The organism is Streptomyces montanus, from assembly GCF_005786655.1.
In the GTDB taxonomy this organism is placed as follows: Bacteria; Actinomycetota; Actinomycetes; order Streptomycetales; family Streptomycetaceae; genus Streptomyces; species Streptomyces sporangiiformans.
This window is the reverse complement of sequence record NZ_VBZC01000022.1, coordinates 58651-76366: the sequence shown is the minus strand read 5'-3', so window position 1 is coordinate 76366 and position 17716 is coordinate 58651. Positions and strand designations below refer to the sequence as shown.

The 17716-nt window shown below is 69.9% G+C and carries 15 protein-coding genes and 1 pseudogene; 7 read left to right on the top strand and 9 right to left on the bottom strand.

Annotation, left to right across the window (positions count from 1 at the left end; translation table 11 throughout):
* Nucleotides 1–72: 72 nt before the first annotated feature.
* Entirely contained in the window at nucleotides 73–1728 is a 1656-nt protein-coding gene (locus tag FE633_RS21120; protein ID WP_138046717.1) for an amidohydrolase, read from the bottom strand.
* Nucleotides 1729–1904: 176 nt separating this feature from the next.
* On the opposite strand from FE633_RS21120, the gene FE633_RS21115 reads away from it, so the two are divergent.
* Together FE633_RS21115 and FE633_RS21110 are read left to right on the top strand one after the other, a co-directional pair.
* A complete protein-coding gene (locus tag FE633_RS21115; protein ID WP_138046716.1) occupies nucleotides 1905–2519 on the top strand; it encodes a TetR/AcrR family transcriptional regulator C-terminal domain-containing protein in 615 nt (204 codons plus the stop codon).
* 55 nt (nucleotides 2520–2574) lie between these two features.
* Entirely contained in the window at nucleotides 2575–3138 is a 564-nt protein-coding gene (locus FE633_RS21110; protein ID WP_138046715.1) for an MBL fold metallo-hydrolase, read from the top strand.
* A 200-nt stretch (nucleotides 3139–3338) separates the two neighbouring features.
* Here the strand turns inward: FE633_RS21110 and FE633_RS21105 are convergent, their stop codons facing one another.
* Complete coding sequence (locus FE633_RS21105) at nucleotides 3339–4292, bottom strand: expansin EXLX1 family cellulose-binding protein (RefSeq protein ID WP_138046714.1); 954 nt, start codon at nucleotides 4290–4292, stop codon at nucleotides 3339–3341.
* Between the two features lie 136 nt (nucleotides 4293–4428).
* Here FE633_RS21105 and FE633_RS47355 point away from each other — a divergent pair, with 136 nt between their 5' ends.
* Together FE633_RS47355 and FE633_RS21100 are read left to right on the top strand one after the other, a co-directional pair.
* Nucleotides 4429–4689: a hypothetical protein gene (locus FE633_RS47355; RefSeq protein WP_171060050.1), complete on the top strand. Its 261-nt coding sequence runs from the start codon at nucleotides 4429–4431 to the stop codon at nucleotides 4687–4689.
* 16 nt (nucleotides 4690–4705) lie between these two features.
* Nucleotides 4706–5066: pseudogene (locus tag FE633_RS21100) on the top strand (AbfB domain-containing protein); the annotation flags it as partial.
* Nucleotides 5067–5102: 36 nt separating this feature from the next.
* Here the strand turns inward: FE633_RS21100 and FE633_RS21095 are convergent.
* A complete protein-coding gene (locus FE633_RS21095) occupies nucleotides 5103–6155 on the bottom strand; it encodes a LacI family DNA-binding transcriptional regulator (protein WP_138046713.1) in 1053 nt (350 codons plus the stop codon).
* Between the two features lie 367 nt (nucleotides 6156–6522).
* Between FE633_RS21095 and FE633_RS21090 the strand changes: the two genes are divergently transcribed.
* Nucleotides 6523–7824, top strand: a complete 1302-nt coding sequence (locus FE633_RS21090) for a ferredoxin reductase family protein (RefSeq protein ID WP_425473202.1) — start codon at nucleotides 6523–6525, stop codon at nucleotides 7822–7824.
* Nucleotides 7825–8071: 247 nt separating this feature from the next.
* Here the strand turns inward: FE633_RS21090 and FE633_RS49515 are convergent, their stop codons facing one another.
* The 4 genes from FE633_RS49515 to FE633_RS21070 form a co-directional block, all read right to left on the bottom strand.
* Nucleotides 8072–9343: a poly(ethylene terephthalate) hydrolase family protein gene (locus FE633_RS49515; RefSeq protein WP_138046711.1), complete on the bottom strand. Its 1272-nt coding sequence runs from the start codon at nucleotides 9341–9343 to the stop codon at nucleotides 8072–8074.
* Between the two features lie 140 nt (nucleotides 9344–9483).
* Nucleotides 9484–10878, bottom strand: coding sequence for a prolyl oligopeptidase family serine peptidase (locus tag FE633_RS21080; RefSeq protein WP_138046710.1), 1395 nt, complete (start codon nucleotides 10876–10878; stop codon nucleotides 9484–9486).
* Nucleotides 10879–11086: 208 nt separating this feature from the next.
* Nucleotides 11087–11410 (bottom strand): hypothetical protein, encoded by a 324-nt coding sequence (locus FE633_RS48525; RefSeq protein ID WP_246113745.1) that lies wholly within the window; start codon nucleotides 11408–11410, stop codon nucleotides 11087–11089.
* 302 nt (nucleotides 11411–11712) lie between these two features.
* Nucleotides 11713–12420 carry a TetR/AcrR family transcriptional regulator gene (locus FE633_RS21070; protein ID WP_138046709.1) on the bottom strand — a complete coding sequence of 236 codons (708 nt, stop codon included), beginning with the start codon at nucleotides 12418–12420 and terminating at the stop codon, nucleotides 11713–11715.
* A 162-nt stretch (nucleotides 12421–12582) separates the two neighbouring features.
* Here FE633_RS21070 and FE633_RS21065 point away from each other — a divergent pair, with 162 nt between their 5' ends.
* The gene (locus tag FE633_RS21065) at nucleotides 12583–14106 is read left to right on the top strand and encodes an APC family permease (protein WP_138046708.1); all 1524 of its coding nucleotides are present in this window, start codon (nucleotides 12583–12585) and stop codon (nucleotides 14104–14106) included.
* Nucleotides 14107–14142: 36 nt separating this feature from the next.
* Nucleotides 14143–15810: an amidohydrolase gene (locus FE633_RS21060; RefSeq protein ID WP_138046707.1), complete on the top strand. Its 1668-nt coding sequence runs from the start codon at nucleotides 14143–14145 to the stop codon at nucleotides 15808–15810.
* Nucleotides 15811–15872: 62 nt separating this feature from the next.
* Here the strand turns inward: FE633_RS21060 and FE633_RS21055 are convergent, their stop codons facing one another.
* Together FE633_RS21055 and FE633_RS21050 are read right to left on the bottom strand one after the other, a co-directional pair.
* A complete protein-coding gene (locus FE633_RS21055) occupies nucleotides 15873–17042 on the bottom strand; it encodes a N(5)-(carboxyethyl)ornithine synthase (RefSeq protein WP_138046706.1) in 1170 nt (389 codons plus the stop codon).
* Nucleotides 17043–17097: 55 nt separating this feature from the next.
* Entirely contained in the window at nucleotides 17098–17370 is a 273-nt protein-coding gene (locus tag FE633_RS21050) for a hypothetical protein (RefSeq protein ID WP_138046705.1), read from the bottom strand.
* Nucleotides 17371–17716: the final 346 nt, after the last annotated feature.

Genomic DNA, 17716 nt, shown 5'->3' with positions numbered 1-17716 from the left:
CCGCGTGATGCGTGAGGTCGACGGGTGGGTTACTGACCTGGTGCGCGATCCGGCCGTGACGGCGCCTTTCGGCTACCGCCCTGCGCCAGGAACGGGGGAGGGGACGTGGGAACCGTGCGTGCGCCGTCCGGCGAGCCAGGTGCCCAGGACAGGCAGGCCTGCCAGGTCGCGTGGAGCGGTCTCGACCGGGTCGGCGGCGAGATGCACCAGGTCGGCCCACATACCGGGGCGCAGGACGCCCCACTGCTTCTCCTCGAACGCCTGGTAGGCGCATCCGGCGGAGTAGGCGGCCAGGGCGGTCGCGGTGTCGATCCGCTCCTGGGGAAGCCAGCCGCCGTGGGGGATTCCCTCGGGCGTCTGGCGGGTCACGGCGGTGGCGATGCCCCGCAGTGGTTCGTGATCGGTGACCGGCCAGTCGCTGCCGAAGGAGATGCGGGCGCCGGAGGCGAGCAGGGCGGCGATCTGATACTGCCGCGCGCCGCGTTCCGGGCCGATCTTCGGCAGGATGAGGTCGGTCATCAGCCGGTCGGGCTGGGCCCACAGCGGCTGGAGATTGGCGATCACCCCGAGTTCGGCGAAGCGGGGGAGGTCGGCGGGGTCGATCAGCTGGGCGTGGGCGATGACCGGGCGGCGGTCGTGGGTGCCGTTGGTGCGCACCGCGGCCTCGATCGCGTCCAGGGCGACGCGGACGCCGCCGTCGCCGAGGGCGTGGATGTGCGGCTGGAAGCCGAGGGCGTCAATCGCGGTGACGGCTTTCGCCAGTTCGGCCGGTGTCCAGTTGGCGATGCCGTGGGAGTGCGGGCAGTCGCTGTACGGCTTGAGGAGGGCGGCCGTGCCGGATTCGATGACCCCGTCGGCGAAGAACTTCACGGTGTGCGCGGTGAGCAGCCCGGGGGCGGCACTCTCCACACGTTCACGCTCGGCAGCGAGCCCGGCGATCCGTTCGCGCCAGTGCTCGGGCCCCAGGAAGAAGCCGAGGTCGGCACGGACGGGAAGCCCTGGTTCGCTGGTCGTCGCTGTGATCCAGACATCGGCATGGTGCGGTTCGACCCAGGCATCCTGCACCCAGGTCACGCCGGAGGCGGCGAACCGGGCGGCGGTCTCGCGCAACGCCTCCACCTGTGCGTCGTGGGACGGCTGGGGTACGAGGTTGAGGACTGGCAGCATGGCACCGAACTCCCGCAGGGTGCCCAGCGGTTCGGTGGAGCCTTCCCGGCGCACGATCTCCCCGCCGTCCGGGTCGGGCGTGGCGGCGGTGAACCCGGCCCGGCGCAGCGCCTCGCTGTTCACCCACGCCGTGTGGTGATCCATCGTGCGCAGCACCACGGGCCGGTCGGGGACGGCCGCGTCCAGATGGCGGGCGTCGAACCTGCCGCCGGGGGCGAGCCAGGCGTCGAAGCCGTCGCCGGTGATCCACTCGGCCTCGGGGTGCCCGTCGGCCCAGTGCCGTACGGCCTCGACGATCCCCTCCACGGAGGTGCACTCGCGCACGGGTGCTCCGAGCAGGCCCAAGCCGCCCATCACCGGGTGCACATGACCGTCGCCGAACGCGGGCAGCAGAGCGCCTCCTCGTAAATCGACCACGGTGGTGTCCCTGCCCCGGGCAGCGAGTGCCTCCGGCCCGAGCGCACTGATCCTGCCGCCCGTGACGGCGAGGGCGTCGAGCACCGGGCCTTCGGCGGCCCCGGTCCTGACGGTCCCTCCGGTGAACATGATGTCGGCCTGCATGACAGTGACGCCCTCCCGCCGCACGCGAAAACAGAAACTGATTCGGTTTCGGTAACGTAGGGGTCACTCGAACTGCCGGGAAGAGTTTTACTGAAAGTCGTTCGGTAAGTTTCGGTGACGTCGTGCAGGCGACCGTGCCGCCTGCCGATCGGTGAGACCTACGAAGAGGAGCCCTCGTGCCAAGGCCGCGCACCCCTCTGCTGGACCGCCGACGCATCGGCGCCGCAGCGCTGAGAATCGCCGACGACCAGGGCGTCCTCGCCATTCCCGCCCTGGCCAGGGACCTCGGGGTCGCCCCCTCCGCGCTCTACCACCATGTGTCAGGCCGGGGCGAGATCATCTCGCTCATGAGGGAAGAGCTGGCCCTGGAAACCAGCCCCGACGCCTGGGACTCGTCACAGCCCTGGGAGCAGGCCCTGGAGGAATGGGCCCGCTCCTACCGCACGGCCTTCGCCGCGCACCCCGGGGCGGTACCCCTGCTCGCCACCGCCCCGCTCGCCGAACCCTTCATGCACGCGATGTACGAGAAGGTCGCCGAACTCCTGCTGACCGCCGGATTCACCGCGAGCCAGGTCATGCCCCTGATCAACGCAATGGAGAGCTTCATTCTCGGCTCCGCTCTCGACCTCGTGGCCCCGCCGGTGATGGTCTCCGACGTGACCCGCGAAACCGCCCCGCACCTCACCGCCGTACTCGACGACACCCCCACCGACCACCGCCGCGCCGAACTCGCCTTCGACGTCGGTCTCCGCGCCCTGATCACCGGCTTCCGGGCGCTCCTTCCCCGGTGACCGGCTCGCACGGCCCCACACCCATCACTCAAGGCCTCACCAGAGGAGCCCCGTCATGACCGCCTCGTTCCACGTCCTGACCACCGGCTACGCCGACACGCGGGTCGCCGGCACCGTCACCCTGCTCGTCGACGGCGAGACCGTCGCGATAGTCGATCCCGGCATGGTCGCGGACCGCCGGCTCATCCTGGACCCGCTGGCGCCCCACGGACTCACCCCCGTAGACGTCACCGACGTGATCTTCAGCCACCACCACCCGGACCACACGCTGAACGCCGCCCTGTTTCCCGAGGCGCGCTTCCACGACCACATGGCCATCTACCGCGACGACATCTGGGAGGACCGGGAGGCCGACGGATACCGCCTCTCTCCGTCGATCACGCTCATGACGACACCCGGCCACACCGCCGAGGACGTCAGCACCCTGGTGACGACCGACGAGGGCCTGGTGGTCCTGACCCATCTGTGGTGGACCGCCGAGGGGCCGGCCGACGACCCCTTCGCGCCCGACCGCGAGCAGCTGCGGGCGGCCAGGGAGAAGGTCCTGGCTCTCGGCCCGGCACTGATCGTGCCGGGACACGGTGCACCCTTCGTGCCGTCGTCGTCGACGCCCCTCTAGCCGGGCCTGTCCCCGACACCGGGACGGTGGCCTGGGCTGGGCCCCTGCCCGCCCGGGCGGGGGCCGGGGAGTGCGACAGCACCCGAGGACTTCGCGGTCGTCATCGACGCCCGCGGGGCCGTCGCCGCCTCGACTTCCGGTGAAAGAGACGCACACGTGCGCGGCCGGGTCAGTGCCGGCCGCGCACGTGTGCGGCCGGGTCAGTGCCGGGCGAACTGAACCCCGGTCCGTTGGACGACGTTCGGCCGCAGCGCGATCCCGGTGATGGTCAGTCGTTCTCCGTAGATGTCCGTGACTCTGATGGAGTTGCCGCACCCGCTGCCGTTGGCGGAGATGAAGTAGTTGTATTCGGTGCGGGGCAACTGCCGCCAGCCGCCGCTGGTCCGGACCTCCAGGCGCGCGACCGGGTTGCGGTGGCCGATCGCCTGGATGCCGCACCAATAAGGGCTGGACCCGGTCTTGTACCTGATGGCGATCGTGTCGGACGTGCTGGGACTCAGCAGCTGCCAGGTGATAGGTATCCGGCCGACCTTGAGATCGGCGAGTTTGGCGAAGGCCTGTTGGCTGAGGTCGAGTTGCCCGGGTGCGCAGGGCAGGGGGCATTCGTTGGTGATCCGTACCGTGATCGACTTGCCGTTGGCCGCGCGGACGAGCACGTACGCGCCGCACGCCCTGGACGTCTCGTAGTCCGTGGTGTTCATGGCCGCGATCATGAGGTCGGGACTCGGGCCGAACAGGCAGGCGCCGTCTCCGTCGGCGGCCTCGTAGGCGGTGGCGACCCCGTTGTAGGTGGTGTTGGGCCGAATCCGCCCTGCCGAGGGTGGCGTGGTGGACGCCGGTCGCGGGGGCCGCGGGGTGGCTGTGGCCGAAGGGCGTGCTGGACGGGTTTTCGCAGAGGCCTTCGGCTTTGGGGTGCCGGTCGCGGTCGGCGTCGCCGACGCGCTCGGGGTGCCCGTCTCAGTCGTGGTGGTGGCTCTCACCTGGGTGCTGGCGGCGGGTGTGGCCGCGGCATGCCCTGCCTCTGCCTTGCGGTCGGGGAACGACCCCATGACCAGGTAGGCGAGAACGCCCGCGGCGGTCACCGCCAAGGTGGTGCCCAGCACAAGCCTGCGTCTTTGCCTGCGCTGACGCGCGGCCTGCCTCGCTGTCTTCATACCTGTCCGTTCGGAAGATCGAGCCGATGGTGCACTACTCAGTGACCGCCGAGAGCGAAAAGGTTGCCGTCGATTTCTCACCCGGGTGCAGCGGAGTTCCGCGGTAGGCGTCCGGACGGCTTGCCAGGGCAACGTCGTGCGGGCGCCCGAGTACCTCGCGCCGCTGCGCACGGTCCCGGTCGACAACGTCTCGGACGCCGCCAACGGTGGCCTTCGGCTGGGCGGCGCGGGCAAGTCCAAGGTCCGGCTGTTCCTCAAGCGCGGCGACACCTGGACCTACGTCACCGCCGGCACCCGCGTCACCGCCGCGGACGGCGCAGGATCAGCGCGGCCGTACCCGAACTCCGCGCCGGGCTCCAACTCGGTCTGGACGGTGCCGAGCAGGCGCTGGTCGTGAACGGAAGCCGCCAGGACACGCCAACATGGACGTGCGCATCGACCCCAACGTCAGCCCCGCCGCCGACTCCCAGTTCCGGCTGAGGACCGGTCTGGCGGGCTCCGGTACCGTCTCCTTCGAGTCGGTGAACTTCCCCGGCTACTTCCTGCGGCGCGCCGGATACGACTTCCAGCTCGCCTACAACGACGGCACCACCCAGTTCGCCGCGGACGCCACCTTCCGCAAGGTCGCCGGGCTCGCCGACGCAAGCTGGTCGTCGTTCCAGTCGTACAACCACCCCCGACCGGTACATGCGCCACTACGGGTACCAGCTCCGTCTCGACCCGATCACCACGGCGACGGGGCGCGCCGACGCCACCTTCCGCGTGACGAACTGACCCCACGCCGACGATGCGGTCCGTGGCCCCGTGCGGTCAGAGTGTGCCGTTCCCTCGCCGTACGGGGCCTCGTGTGGACCGGCGAGGGGCCAGGACCGGCTGCACGAGCCGATGCCGGTCCACACAGGTGCGGGCGTTGATGAGAGCGATCAGCAGATCGACCGCTTCGTCGCTCACCCGGTCCGGGCGGAGGCTGAGCGTGGTGACGGGCGGGGTGGTCGCCGCGTAATCCGCATCCTCACTGATGCACGCAACCAGTAGATCCTGCGGCACTCGAAGCCCGTGGTACCCGGCGGCGGCGAGGATGTTGTGACCGGAGTCGGAATAGATGCCGATGACGGCGTCCGGTCGTGGATCGCGGTTGAGCAGCCGGCTGACCGCCTCCCGTTCAGCAGTGAAGTAGTCGGGCAGCGAGGCGTACTCCTCGACGAGTGTGGGCAAGTCGTGCTCGGCGCACCAGGAGGCGTAGGCGCGTCCGATCAGGTGCGGGTACTCGTTGTCGTGCAGCGGCTGGGAGAGTGCGATCCGCCGGGCGCCGGCCTCCGTGAGGTGGTCGAGCAGGAGGCGCAGGCCCGTGTCGTAGTCGATGTCCACCCACACGTCGCCCCAGTGCGGCTGGGGCGGCCGGCCGTCGCAGACCATGGGGACGCCACGCTCCCGCAGGAGGGAACGCACCGGGTCGTCGGCGCGCGGATCGACGTGGATGACGCCGTCCATCGGTGTGTTGAGCCACATCCACGGTGACAACGAACTCGGCATGACCATGAGCAGGTAACCGCGCTCATGCGCTGCGGAGATGGCGCCCAGCGCCAGCTGTGCGTAGTACGGGATCTCGGTGTACGGGACGGGAAGGTCGCCGTATGCCGTCATGGTCAGACCGAGCACTCCGGTGCCGCCGCGAGCCAGGGCACGGGCCGTGCTGGCGGGGGCGTAACCGAGTTCGCGTGCCGCGGCGAGCACGCGCTGCCTGGTCGTCTCGGACAGCCGGCCGGTGCCGTTGAGCGCGTTCGACACAGTGGCCGTGGAAACCCCGGCCCGTGCGGCCACGGCACCGAGCGTGGGGCGTTGCCAGGCACGCGAGCTTCTCATGTGTTCCCCAACAGTGCCTGTTGTTCCCAACAGCCTCATGACGGCTTGTGGTTAACACCTTAATCACTCAGCGTACGCGGCGACAGCGGCCGGGTCGGGAGTTATCAGATGCCAGATGTTCGCAGTACAAGCCTGTAAGGCACGGTATGGTCCGCTCGACCAGCGTGCCGATCGCGGAACAAGAACGGCCGAGGCCCAATAGAGCCCTGGTTACGTCAAGTTCCCATTTCCTGCCCCGACCGGGGTCGTATCAGATCAGGACGCTCGGTTCCTCGCTGCCTCGCGGGTGGCGGGCGCGAACGCGTCACATGGACATAAGTAAGGGGAAGCGGTGGAGGCGACGAATACACAGGTGCGGCCAGGCACCATACCTCCAGTCGTTGCGGCGCGCTGGGCGCTGTGGACGTTTGTCATCGTCAACTTGGTGATCGTCGAGGTCTTGTTCCTCACCGCCGGGACCGGCAAGAACGGGGTGCTCACGGTCGCCAAGTTCTTCGGCCTGCACGCCGCCGTACTGATGCTGTTCCAACTGCTGCTGGTGGCCCGGCTGCCGTGGCTCGACCGCCGTATCGGCATGGACCGGTTGACGGTGTGGCACAGGTGGGTCGGCTTCACCCTGCTGTGGACCCTCCTCACCCACGCTGTGCTGGTGGTGCTGGGCTACGCGCGGCTCGATGACGCGTCTATGTCGAAGACGTTCTTCGCACTGGCCGGAGTGCCCGCCTCGCTGCTCGGGATGGGGGCCGCGGCGATCATCGTCGTGGTCGCCGCGGTGTCCGCCCGGAATGTCAGACGGCGGCTTCGGTATGAGACCTGGCACGGCCTGCATCTGCTGCTGTACGTGGCGTTGGGGCTGGCATTCGTCCACCAGTTGCAGGAGACCACGACCTTCAGCTCCTCCGCGCCCGCGATGATCTACTGGTGGGCCATGTGGCTGTTCGCGTTCGGTGCCCTGGTCACGGGCCGGATCGTCATGCCTGTGTGGCGCAACGCCTATCACCGATTCGAGGTCGCGGAGGTGGTGCCGGAGTCGGACGACGTGGTGTCGGTGCGCGTCACCGGCCGTCACCTCGACAGGCTGCCGGCCCGGGCCGGCCAGTTCTGCATCTGGCGGTTCCCCGGGCACAACCACTGGTGGCTGGCCAATCCGTTCTCGCTGTCGGCGGCACCCGACGGCCGCACGTTGCGCCTGACCGCCAAGGCGGTCGGCACCGCCAGCGCAGGCCTGCGGAACGTCCCGGTCGGGAGCCGCGCGTTTGTCGAGGGGCCGTACGGGGCGTTCACCGCGTTGCACCGAACGCGGCCCGGCGCACTGCTGATCGCCGGAGGAGTGGGGATCACGCCGGTTCGGGCCCTGCTGGAGGAGGAACCGGCCGGCGACATCGTCGTGCTCTACCGGGTGCGCAGCGAGGATGACGCCGTGCTGGTGGACGAGGTACGAGCCCTGCTCGCGGGCCGCGGCGGGCGGCTGCACCTGCTCACCGGCCGCACAGGGGAGACGAGCCCGCCGTTCGAGCCCGACAGCCTCGTCGCCCTGGTTCCCGACATAACCGAACGCGACGTCTACGTCTGTGGCCCGCCCGGGATGACCTCCACCGTGCTCAGCGCCCTGCGCAGGCTGAAGGTTCCCCAACGGCAGGTGCACGCCGAGCGGTTCGGCCTGGCCTGACGCGTGGGGGCGACGGGCGCGATCGAAGCCTCGGCGCAATCCACGGGCTTCGCCCCGCCGCCCCCACCGTGCCGCCCCCGCTGCGCGGTTCCGAAGTCCTGTATCCCGTAGCTGCCGGGCTGAGCGAGACGACGCCGATGGCCGGTGAACGGAGCGCCGGCGACTCGGCTCGCGGCTGAGCGCGGTGCCCGCCCGGGAGACTTCCGGGCGGGCACCGGCATGAGCAACCGGAAGATCGCCTCGGCGGTCAGAACTGGCAGGTGTCCATCCAGCGCGTGACCAGGGAGGTGTTGTTCTTGTCGGCTTCACGTGCGGGACCGCACAGGAACTGGCTGAAGCGGGTGTCGGCACGCAGCCAGAGGCTGAAGAACGACACGATCCACTTGCCCTGCTTGGCCTTGTTGCCGTAGCCCGTCATCGGACACAGATGGTCGCCCGGAACCTCGATGTAGAGCTTCTCGGCCTGGGACATGGAGTTGTACCAGGGCACCGCGTAGCTGTCGCCGCCTGCGACAGGGTCGCTTTGACAGGTCAGGAAGAAAGTGGGCTCGGTGACTCCGGAGAAGTTCCCGTTCACGTAGTACGGGGCCGTGGGCACGCCCGCCCGGAAGCGCGAGTCGTCCCGGAGGGCCGCCATGACGCCACCGCCGCCCATCGAGTGACCGGCCGCGCCCAGCGTGCCGTTGACCTTCCCCGATATCGGGTTGCCGGTGGCGTTGCCGAGCGCGAGCAACTGGGTGCCGGCGGCGGTGATCTGGCGGCCGCGCGATTCGGGATCGTCGGTGAGTGTGTTGGTTCCGACGTTGATGACGACGAAGCCCCAGGAGGCGAGGCGGGGTGCGAGCCACTGCAGGTTCTGCTGTGTGCCCTGATAGCCCGGCATCAGTACGACGCCCGGGTACGAGCCCCTGGTCGTCGGGTACGTGACCGTGCCGGAGCCGTACCCGCTTGGGTTGGGAACGGTGTAGGTGGCGGTGGTCAGCGGCCCGTTGGTGGCCTCGAGGGAAGCGGTCGTCGGGTCCGGGATCCCGTTGCCCGGCGGGGTGCCGCCACCGGAGCCGTACACCTGGAACTCCCACAGCGAGTAGCCGTAGGCGGTGCCGCGCTGGGTGCCGTGGACGCGGACGTACCGGCCGCTGCCGTTCACGTCGAGGGTCTGCACGCCGCCGGTGCCTGTCGTGGTCGAGTAGATGGTGGTCCAGGCGGTGCCGTTGTCGGAGGTCTGGATCTGGAACGCGCGGGCGTACGCGGCCTCCCAGCGCAGCACCACTTGGCTGATGGTGGCGGTGGCGCCAAGATCCACTCTGAGCCACTGCGGATCACTGAACGTGCTCGACCAGCGCGTCCCGGTGTTGCCGTCCACCGCCGCCGACGCGGGGGCGGATGCGTTCTCGGTGGACGAGGAGGTCGCGGGCTTGCCCTGGGACAGCAAGTCGGCGGCGGCCGCCGGCGGGGCGGCGGCTGTCAGCAGAGTCAGCGCCAGGCCGATGGTGGTTGCCAGTGCGATCAGTGCCGTCATGGCACGGGAGCGGGTCCGTAACGGCACGGTCGTGTCGGTTGAACAACTGGATGGACGCATTGATTTACCTCCGGAAAGCGGTGAGAGCGCGGTAACCGGACAGCGAGGTGCGCCGCACTGTAAGCGTTGACAGAGGTCGGCTACCGGGACTGTTCGAAGAGCCAGTCGATGACCACGTCGTTCTCGTACGTCTGGGCCCATGCGAGGTGTGGGTTCACCGGTGTCGTTCCGGGCGTGTAGCTCGTGAACAGTACGTGGCTGCGCGTGGCCCGGGCCTGCCGTAGGAGCGCCCGGGACCGGGCCTCGAATTCCGCCTTCGGCAGATCGTTGGCCCACTCCCCACGGCTGACTCGCGCACCGGCGGTCTCCAGCGCGTTCATCAGTGTCCAGGTGCCGGGATTGCCGAACCGGCCCTCCCGGTAGGGGACGACCGGGTCGTCGACGGAGTGGTCGGCCCAGATCGGGATGTGCGTGATCCTGTCCATGGCGGCCGCGTCGCCCCAGCCGGCCGTGGGCAGGGCAGCCGCGAACACGTCGGGTCGCTTCGCCAGCAGGCTGTAGATACCGCGCCCACCCGAGGACAGGCCGACGAGATAGAGCCGGGCTGTGTCCACGTTTCGGGAGTGCTCGCCCACGAAGGTGTCGATGAGTTCGGCCAGCGCGGCCTGGACCTTGGCGTCGGTCCAGTCCGTGCCGTCGGGTCCGTCCATGGGACGGGGCAGGGGGATCTGTGGAGAGAGGACGAACGCGGGGTTGCGGCGCTGTCGTTCCGCTTTGGCGAACGTGACCGCGATCCGGTTGGAAGTGAGCTGGGTCATGTTGTTGTCCGCGACTTCGCCACCGCCGTGCAGGGTGACGACGAGCGGGTACCTCTTGCGCGTCTGAGGTTTTCGTACGAATCCCTCAGGCTGATACAGCCGGAAGTCCAGTTCAAAACCTGTGGAGTCGGTGAAGGAACCGGCGGCGAAGTCGTCGACCACGGGATTGATGACGTCGTCGTTCCGGCTCGCGAACGGGCCGGCCCTGAGTACCGGTTCACCGTCCGGGGCGCGCACGTCCTCCACCTGTCTGACGGAGTACGCGCGGTCGAGCGGAAGGGGATCGGTGCCGGCGGCCCGCGCGTTGGAGTCCTTCGAGTCGAGTTCGATGATCAGGCGGTCCCCCGGCCGTCCGGGGTGAGATCGGTCGTCCACTTCGGCGGTGGTGTTGGAGTAGACCCGGGTCACCGTGCGAGCCGCTGTTTGCCCGCCCACAGTGGCCTTCACCTGGAAGGCCGAGGGCGGGATCACCCCGCCGCGTAAGTCGATGCGATGCGAGTACTGGATGGCGACGGCTGTCACCAGCCAGTTGTTCCTCGGTGTCACCCGCGTGACGAGGTCCGTTCGCAGGACCGGATTGAGTCCGGAGGCCGCTTGTCGTCCTTCAGATGTGGCTGTCGTGGTGTCGGCGGCCGCGGGGGTTGGCGTGCTCACGGCCGGCGCCGCGACCGCACCTGCGGTGACGGCGAGCACCGCACGTCTGGTGATCCGTCTCATGGGTCCTCTTCTCGGTCGGTGGGGCACCCGGACCAGGTGCCTCTGTGTGTGGATCCGGTCGCCCGGCTCGGGCTCCCGGAGCGGGCGGCACGTTCGAGACTTGAGCGGCAAGTGCGGTGGCTGCCGGCAGTCCGCAGTCGGCGGGCCTCCGCTCAGGCCCGGGACACCGGTCACAGGGAGAAGGCGCCGGTCACCAGGGCGCCGACGGTCATGACGAGGGTGGTGGCGAAGGCCCGGCGGAAGATGAAGCGTTGGTGTTCGCCGAGCGACACACCGCTCTCCGGCGGCCGGGGTGAAGACCAGGCTCAGTGGCATGCCGGTGACGGCCGCCGCGAGGAAAGGCGATCACGATGCCGGTGGCGGCCACATTGGACAGCCCACCGAGAATCAGCTCGCCCAGATCGCCCGCGAAGCTGCCAATGAGCGCCGCCGGCACCGGAAGCAGGATCAGAGCGACCAGCACCGAGGCGCGTTTGACCATGGTGAGCAGCAGCAGGACGGCGATCGTAGCGAAGCCCAGGGCTGCCGGCATGGCGGCGCTCGCTTTCTCGGGGACGGCCCTCGGCGGCGGTGGGCGGGGGCTGTGCGGGGGCAGGCCGAGGTGTTATGCGAGAGTTTCGGAGCACTGGCGGATCGGTGTCCAGCATCAAACCGAGATCTGTCCATGCGATAAGCGCATCAATGCAAGCGGGCGCGCCCTGTGACCGGGGGCGAGACCCACCGGCGTCGGCGGGGGCACCAGAGGAGGCCGGCGCAGTTGTTCTCCCGGGAGCGCTTCTCCTCGCCCCTTGGGTCGTGACTCTGTAGCGCGGAGCGGAACCTGCGCTCCAGACCTCAGTGGCCGTACCCCCGCCCCTTCGGGGCGCGTGCCGCCAGCGCCTCCAGGAGCAGGTCCACCGCCTCCTCGAAGGAGCTGTCCGCCATCCCGGGCAGCTCAGGGTGTACGGCGGTGAGCGCCGGGTACGCCACCGGGCCCAGGCCCTGGTAGACGTCCCTCCACGCCCCCTGATCGGCCTCGCGCTGCTGCCACGGGAGGGCCTGGAACGCCGCGTCCGCGGCAGCGTGGCTGAGCACGGTGTCGATGAAGGTCAGATAGAGCCGTGCGGCGTGGGCCGGCTCGAAGCCCGCGGACAGCAGTAGGCCGATCCCCGTCTCCACGGCCTGGATCTCGTTCTTGCGCCGGGTCACCCGGTGCGCGGCCATGGCGGCCGCCCGGGGATGGGCGAGGTATCCGGCGCGGACCCGCACGGCCATCTCGCGCAGCGAGGCCACCCAGTCGTCCCCGGGTACGAACCCCGCCATCGCGTCGCCGATGATCCGGTCGGCGATGGCGAGCACCATGTCGTTGGTGCCGTGGAAGTAGCGGTACAGAGCGGTCGGATCGCAGCCCAGTGCCGCGCCGAGCCGGCGCACGCTCAGCGCCTCGGGACCGTGCTCGCCGATCAGCCGCAGGGCGGTCTCCACGATCAGGTCTTCCGACAGCAGGAGCCCTGAGCGGGTGGGCCGCCGGCGCGTGCGCTCCTGTGGGATACGGGTGGCCATGACCGGGTTTCCTCTCGTTCCACGCCGACCGGGCACTGCGTACCGTTCAGTGAACGGCCATCGGTCTCCTTACGTCAACAGGGTTGACGCTATGCGGACGTCGGCTGTTCCATCACATTCCCGCGCGGCTCTTCTCATCCCCTGTCCCCCGAGGAGCCCTCCATGTCGTCCGCCCCGCCCCTGTCCTCTCCGCCGGACCCGTCCGTCGGGCCCCGCCCCGCCCTGCGCCGTTCCCTCGGCGTCGTCGACGGCGTCGCCATCGCCGCGTCCAGCACCGCGGCCACCACCAGCATCGCCATCGGCATGGGCACGATCGCGACCATCGTGGGCCTTCAGGCCCCGGCGCTCCTGCTGCTGGCGTTCCTGCCGGTGCTCGGCATCGCCACCGCCTACGCCCGTCTCAACCGCTCGGAACCGAACTGCGGCAACGGCTACGTGTGGGTCGGCAAGTCCCTCGGCCCCTGGCCCGGCTTCCTGACCGGCTGGGTCACCCTGGTCGGCTCGATCATCTTCTGTGCTTACACCAGCGCCATCATGGGCTCGGTCGTCCTGATCCTCGCCAACAAGGCCGGCCTGCACAGCCTCGCCGGCATCGCCCTCGATCCGACGTCCACCGGCGTCAGCACGGCGGTCGGGCTGGTGCTCCTCCTCGCCCTCACGGCTCTGGCCCTCACCGGGATGCGGGCCACCACCCGGTTCCAGTTCGCCCTGCTGGTCTTCGAGTACGCGGTGCTGCTGGGCTTCTGCGGCTGGGCCCTGGTCACCGGTGACCACGCCTTCTCCCTCTCCTGGTTCAACCCCTTCGAGATCCCCGACGGCACCGCCTTCGCCCAGGGCATGGTTCTCGCGGTGTTCTTCTTCTGGGGCTGGGACGCGGCCTTCAGCGTCACCGAGGAGACGAAGAGCCCGGGCGACTCGGCCCGGGGAGGTTTCATCGCCCTGTTCGCCATGCTCGGCCTGTTCCTCTTCGCCTCGGTCGCCTTCCAGCGGGAGATGAGCCTGGCCGAACTCGTCAAGAACGGCCCCCAGGCCCTCCCGTACCTCGGGGAGAAACTGGCCGCCGAGCCCTGGGCCACCCTGCCCCTGGTCGCGCTGATGTTCTCCGCGTTCGCCTCCGTGCAGGCCACCCTGATTCCCACGGCACGCGGACTGCTCGCCATGGGCCGCGATCGCACCATGGGACCACTGTGGACCCGCATCCACCCGCGGTACGGCACCCCTGCCGCGGGCACGGTCGTCGTGATGTCCATCGCCGCCGTGATCGCCCTGCTCGCCGTCGCGATTCCCAAGCTGAGCGACATGCTGCTGGCCGCCGTCAACGCCAGCGGCCTGATCGTCGCCCTCTACTACGGCCTCACTGCGCTCGCCTGCGCCGTGCGCTTCCGCTCCGCGCTTCGCGAAGGAGCGCGCGAGGCACTGCTCGCCGTCGGCGTGCCCGCCGCGGCCGGCCTGGTCCTGCTGGGCCTCGGCGGCTACCTCGGATACTCGTACCTGACCATGAGCGACCACTTCGAACTCAGCCCGGACAACGGCTGGTTCATGTTCTCGCTGCCCGCCGGGATCGTGCTCATCGGCCTCGGCATGGCGGCCGTCGCCAAGTACGTCCGGCACTCGCCGTACTTCATGACGGGGCGCGGCACCGACGCCGAGGCCCTCACCCTCCCAATGGACCGCACCGCGGTCTGACCCTCAACCCTCCCAACCCCCCATGGAGTTCACCCCATGTCGCATCCCCGGGTCACGGAACCGGCCGATCTCGTCCTCACGGGCGGCCCCGTGCACACCGTCGATCCCGCCCGCAGCCGCGCCACCGCCGTGGCCGTGCGCGGCGGGCGGATCGCCGCCGTCGGCCACGACGAGGTGCACGAGCTGATCGGGCCGCGCACCGAGGTCGTCGACCTCACCGGGAAGCTGCTGCTGCCCGGCTTCCAGGACGCCCATGTCCATCCGCAGGGCGCGGGCATCGAGCTCGGCCTGTGCCATCTCGGCGACACCGTCGATCCGGCCGAGTACCTGCGCAGGATCAAGGCGTACGCGGACGAGCACCCGGACATCGAGTGGATCACGGGTGGAGGCTGGTCCCTGGAGGCGTTCCCCGGCGGCTCCCCCACGGCCGGCGCCCTCGACGCGATCGTCCCGGACCGTCCCGTCTTCCTGCCCAACCGCGACCACCACGGCGCCTGGGTCAACAGCCGGGCCCTGGAACGGGCGGGCGTTGACTCCCGCACTCCCGACCCCGCCGACGGCCGGATCGAGCGCGACGCCGAGGGAAACCCCACCGGGATGCTCCAGGAGGGCGCGGTCCACCTCGTCGGCAGACTGGTCCCGGAGCCCACGTCGGAGGAACAGCTCGCCGCCCTGCTGCGCGCCCAGGCCGTACTGCACTCGCACGGCGTCACCGCCTGGCAGGACGCCATCATCGGCACGTACACCAACATGACCGACCCGGCGCCCGCCTACCAGGCAGCCCTCGACCAGGGCCTGCTCACCGCCCGCGTCGTCGGCGCCCTGTGGTGGGACCGCGAGCGCGGCGCCGAGCAGATCGCCGAACTCGCCGCCCGCCGTGAGGAGTTGAGCCGGGGCCGGTTCCGCGCCACCACCGTGAAGATCATGCAGGACGGCATCGCCGAGAACCACACCGCCGCCCTGCTCGACCCGTATCTGACCGGCTGCGGCTGCGCCTCGGACAACAGCGGCATCAGCTTCGTCGAGCCGGGAGAGCTGCGGAAGTACGTCACCGAACTCGACGCGCTCGGCTTCCAGGTCCACTTCCACGCGCTCGGTGACCGCGCGGTGCGCGAGGCGCTCGATGCCGTGGAGTCCGCCCGCACCGCCAACGGATGGCGCGACACGCGGCACCATCTCGCGCATCTCCAGGTCGTCCATCCACACGAGGTACCGCGTTTCCGTGCCCTGGGCGCGAGCGCCAACCTGCAGATGCTGTGGGCCGCCCACGAACCGCAGATGGACGAACTGACCCTGCCCTTCCTCGGCGCGGAACGCGGCGCACGGCAGTACCCCTTCGGCGATCTGCTGCGTGCGGGCGCGACGCCGGCCGCGGGAAGCGACTGGCCGGTCAGCAGCCCAGATCCGCTCCAGGCCATCCATGTCGCCGTCAACCGGACCGCCCCCGACGCGCCCGAAGGCACCCCGGCCTTCCTCCCGGAGCAGCGCCTCGACCTGGGCACCGCCATTGCCGCGTACACGGCGGGCAGCGCCTACGTGAACCACCTCGACGACACCACCGGCAGCATCACCGTCGGCAAGTCCGCCGACCTCGTCCTCCTCGACCGTGACCCGTTCGCGGGCCCGCCCGGGGATGTCGCCGCCACCCGCGTCCTGCAGACCTTCGTCGAAGGGCGACGCGTCCACGCGGCCCCCGATGCCTGAGCCCCCGGTCCGCCGGAGCACGCGCGGGACCTGCGTGGTCGTACGTCAACTCCACGCGGCCATCAGCTGGAGGCCAGGGCCAGGGTCGGGGCCCCGGGGGTGTGGGGGTAGGCGGCCGGCCGGTGCTGGAAGGAGAGGATCTTCGGGTTCCGGATGACGCCGTCGCGGATCTCGGTGGCATTTCTGACCGTGGCGTCCGCCTCCCATGCCGCGGGGCCGCTCATGACCTTGCGCAGGTAGGGAAGGAGCGCCTCGCTGATTTCCCATGTGGCCGAATTCCACAGGTGGGACGGGCTGTGGTCCACCGCGTAGTAGTGGCAGCCCGGCCCCACCGCGGGCATCGGCTCGCCGAAGGAGGTCGGGCGGGCCCATTCGAAGCCCATGCCCTCGTCGCAGGACACGTCGATGAAGAAGCTCCCCGGCCGGAACAGGGCGAGTTCCTGGTCGGTGACGAACATCAGCGGCGCGTCGGTGTCCTGCCGGATGCAGTTGACGATGATGTCGAACCCGGCCAGGTACTCCGCGAGCGGCACGGGGCCGGCCGCAGTGAGTGCCCGCAGGCGTGAGGGATCGTTCTCCTCTTCCTCGAAGTGGCCCATCACGACCGACGGCATCGGCGAGGCCACCGCCGCCGCGGCGCGTTGGGTGAGCACCGTGACGTCGGATACGCCCATGGCGCCCAGGCCCGTGACCGCTCCGCGTGCCGTGGCGCCGAAGCTGATGACCACCGCGCGCAGGCGGCGCCCGTAGCTGCCGGTCAGGCCGCCGAGCTGCAGGGCGTGCAGCACCGAGCAGTAGCCGGCGAGCTCGTTGTTCTTGTGGAACACATGGACGCTGAAGGCGCCCGTGGAGGTCCAGTGGTTCATTGCCTCCCAGGCGATGAGGGTCAGCCGTCGGTCGATGGCGAGCTGGGTCATCTTCTCGTCCTGCACGCAGTGCGGCCATCCCCACAGCACTTGGCCCTCGCGCAGCCCGGCGGCGTCCTCGTGCATCGGTTTGGGCAGCAGCAACACGTCGCACTCGGCGAGCAGTTGCTCGCGGGGGCGCAGGCCCGCCACGAGCGGTCGCAGCGCATCGTCGGCGACGCCGAACCGTTGACCGTAACCCTGTTCGAGGAAGATTCGCCCGCGTACGTCCGGGGCGATCCGGTCGAGGTGGCCGGGGTGCAACGGCAGCCGGAACTCGTTCTCCTTGTGGGAGGAGGAGAGTACTCCGAGACTCATCAGGCTCATGCGTTCCTCGTCATTTCATTCTTGTCGTGCTTGTTGTGGCTGCCGGATGTCCGGGTCACGCGCGGTCGGCCTGGTGCCTGCTCAGGCGCTCGGCCAGTGGGAGGGGCGTCTCGTCCAGACCGGTGACCGACCCGCTCGCCAGCCGTGCGCACGGTCCCTGGCAGGCGAGCTGCTGCTTGTCGTCGCGGTGGGAAACCACCACCGCTTCCCGGTCCGGCGCGCTCCGGTAGTCAGTGCCGCAGATGAGGCAGGCCAGCCCGGAGAGCATCTCGGCGGTCGGTTCGGGGCGGCCGCGGCGGCGGCCGGAGATCGCGTCCTGTGAATACATGTGTCCTGCATCCTCTTGGTCGGTCCAGGGCGTACACGAGGTGCCGGAATGCTCGGCAGCACCGCGGGAATCAGGAGATCCGCCACCGCGCGGCGCGGAACGGGGCAGGGAAGTCGGCGCGAGAGTGCGAGGCGCGAGGCATGGTGCGGCTCTTTTCCGGCCGGACCCGACGTGCTCCGGCGTTTGCCGTTCCCCGAGGGCGACGCCGAAACGGTGACGGCGTACGAAGTGCGCTCGGTGCCGCAACCGTACTCCCTGCGGCTCTCTGAGCCGACCGCAAGGGCGACACCGGCCCCTTCCCCGCGCAGGCGGCCACCCTGCCGGACGCAGGGAACCTTCCCGGTGC

Bases quoted from the DNA above. Each gene is read 5' to 3' on its own strand.
- FE633_RS21055 (WP_138046706.1), bottom strand. From the start codon at position 17,042: ATGAGCCTGATGAGTCTCGGAGTACTCTCCTCCTCCCACAAGGAGAAC.
- FE633_RS21070 (WP_138046709.1), bottom strand. From the start codon at position 12,420: ATGGCCACCCGTATCCCACAGGAGCGCACGCGCCGGCGGCCCACCCGC.
- FE633_RS48525 (WP_246113745.1), bottom strand. From the start codon at position 11,410: ATGCCGGCAGCCCTGGGCTTCGCTACGATCGCCGTCCTGCTGCTGCTC.
- FE633_RS21105 (WP_138046714.1), bottom strand. From the start codon at position 4,292: ATGAAGACAGCGAGGCAGGCCGCGCGTCAGCGCAGGCAAAGACGCAGG.
- FE633_RS21120 (WP_138046717.1), bottom strand. From the start codon at position 1,728: ATGCAGGCCGACATCATGTTCACCGGAGGGACCGTCAGGACCGGGGCC.
- FE633_RS21095 (WP_138046713.1), bottom strand. From the start codon at position 6,155: ATGAGAAGCTCGCGTGCCTGGCAACGCCCCACGCTCGGTGCCGTGGCC.
- FE633_RS21050 (WP_138046705.1), bottom strand. From the start codon at position 17,370: ATGTATTCACAGGACGCGATCTCCGGCCGCCGCCGCGGCCGCCCCGAA.
- FE633_RS21080 (WP_138046710.1), bottom strand. From the start codon at position 10,878: ATGAGACGGATCACCAGACGTGCGGTGCTCGCCGTCACCGCAGGTGCG.
- FE633_RS21060 (WP_138046707.1), top strand. From the start codon at position 14,143: ATGTCGCATCCCCGGGTCACGGAACCGGCCGATCTCGTCCTCACGGGC.
- FE633_RS49515 (WP_138046711.1), bottom strand. From the start codon at position 9,343: ATGACGGCACTGATCGCACTGGCAACCACCATCGGCCTGGCGCTGACT.
- FE633_RS21110 (WP_138046715.1), top strand. From the start codon at position 2,575: ATGACCGCCTCGTTCCACGTCCTGACCACCGGCTACGCCGACACGCGG.
- FE633_RS21065 (WP_138046708.1), top strand. From the start codon at position 12,583: ATGTCGTCCGCCCCGCCCCTGTCCTCTCCGCCGGACCCGTCCGTCGGG.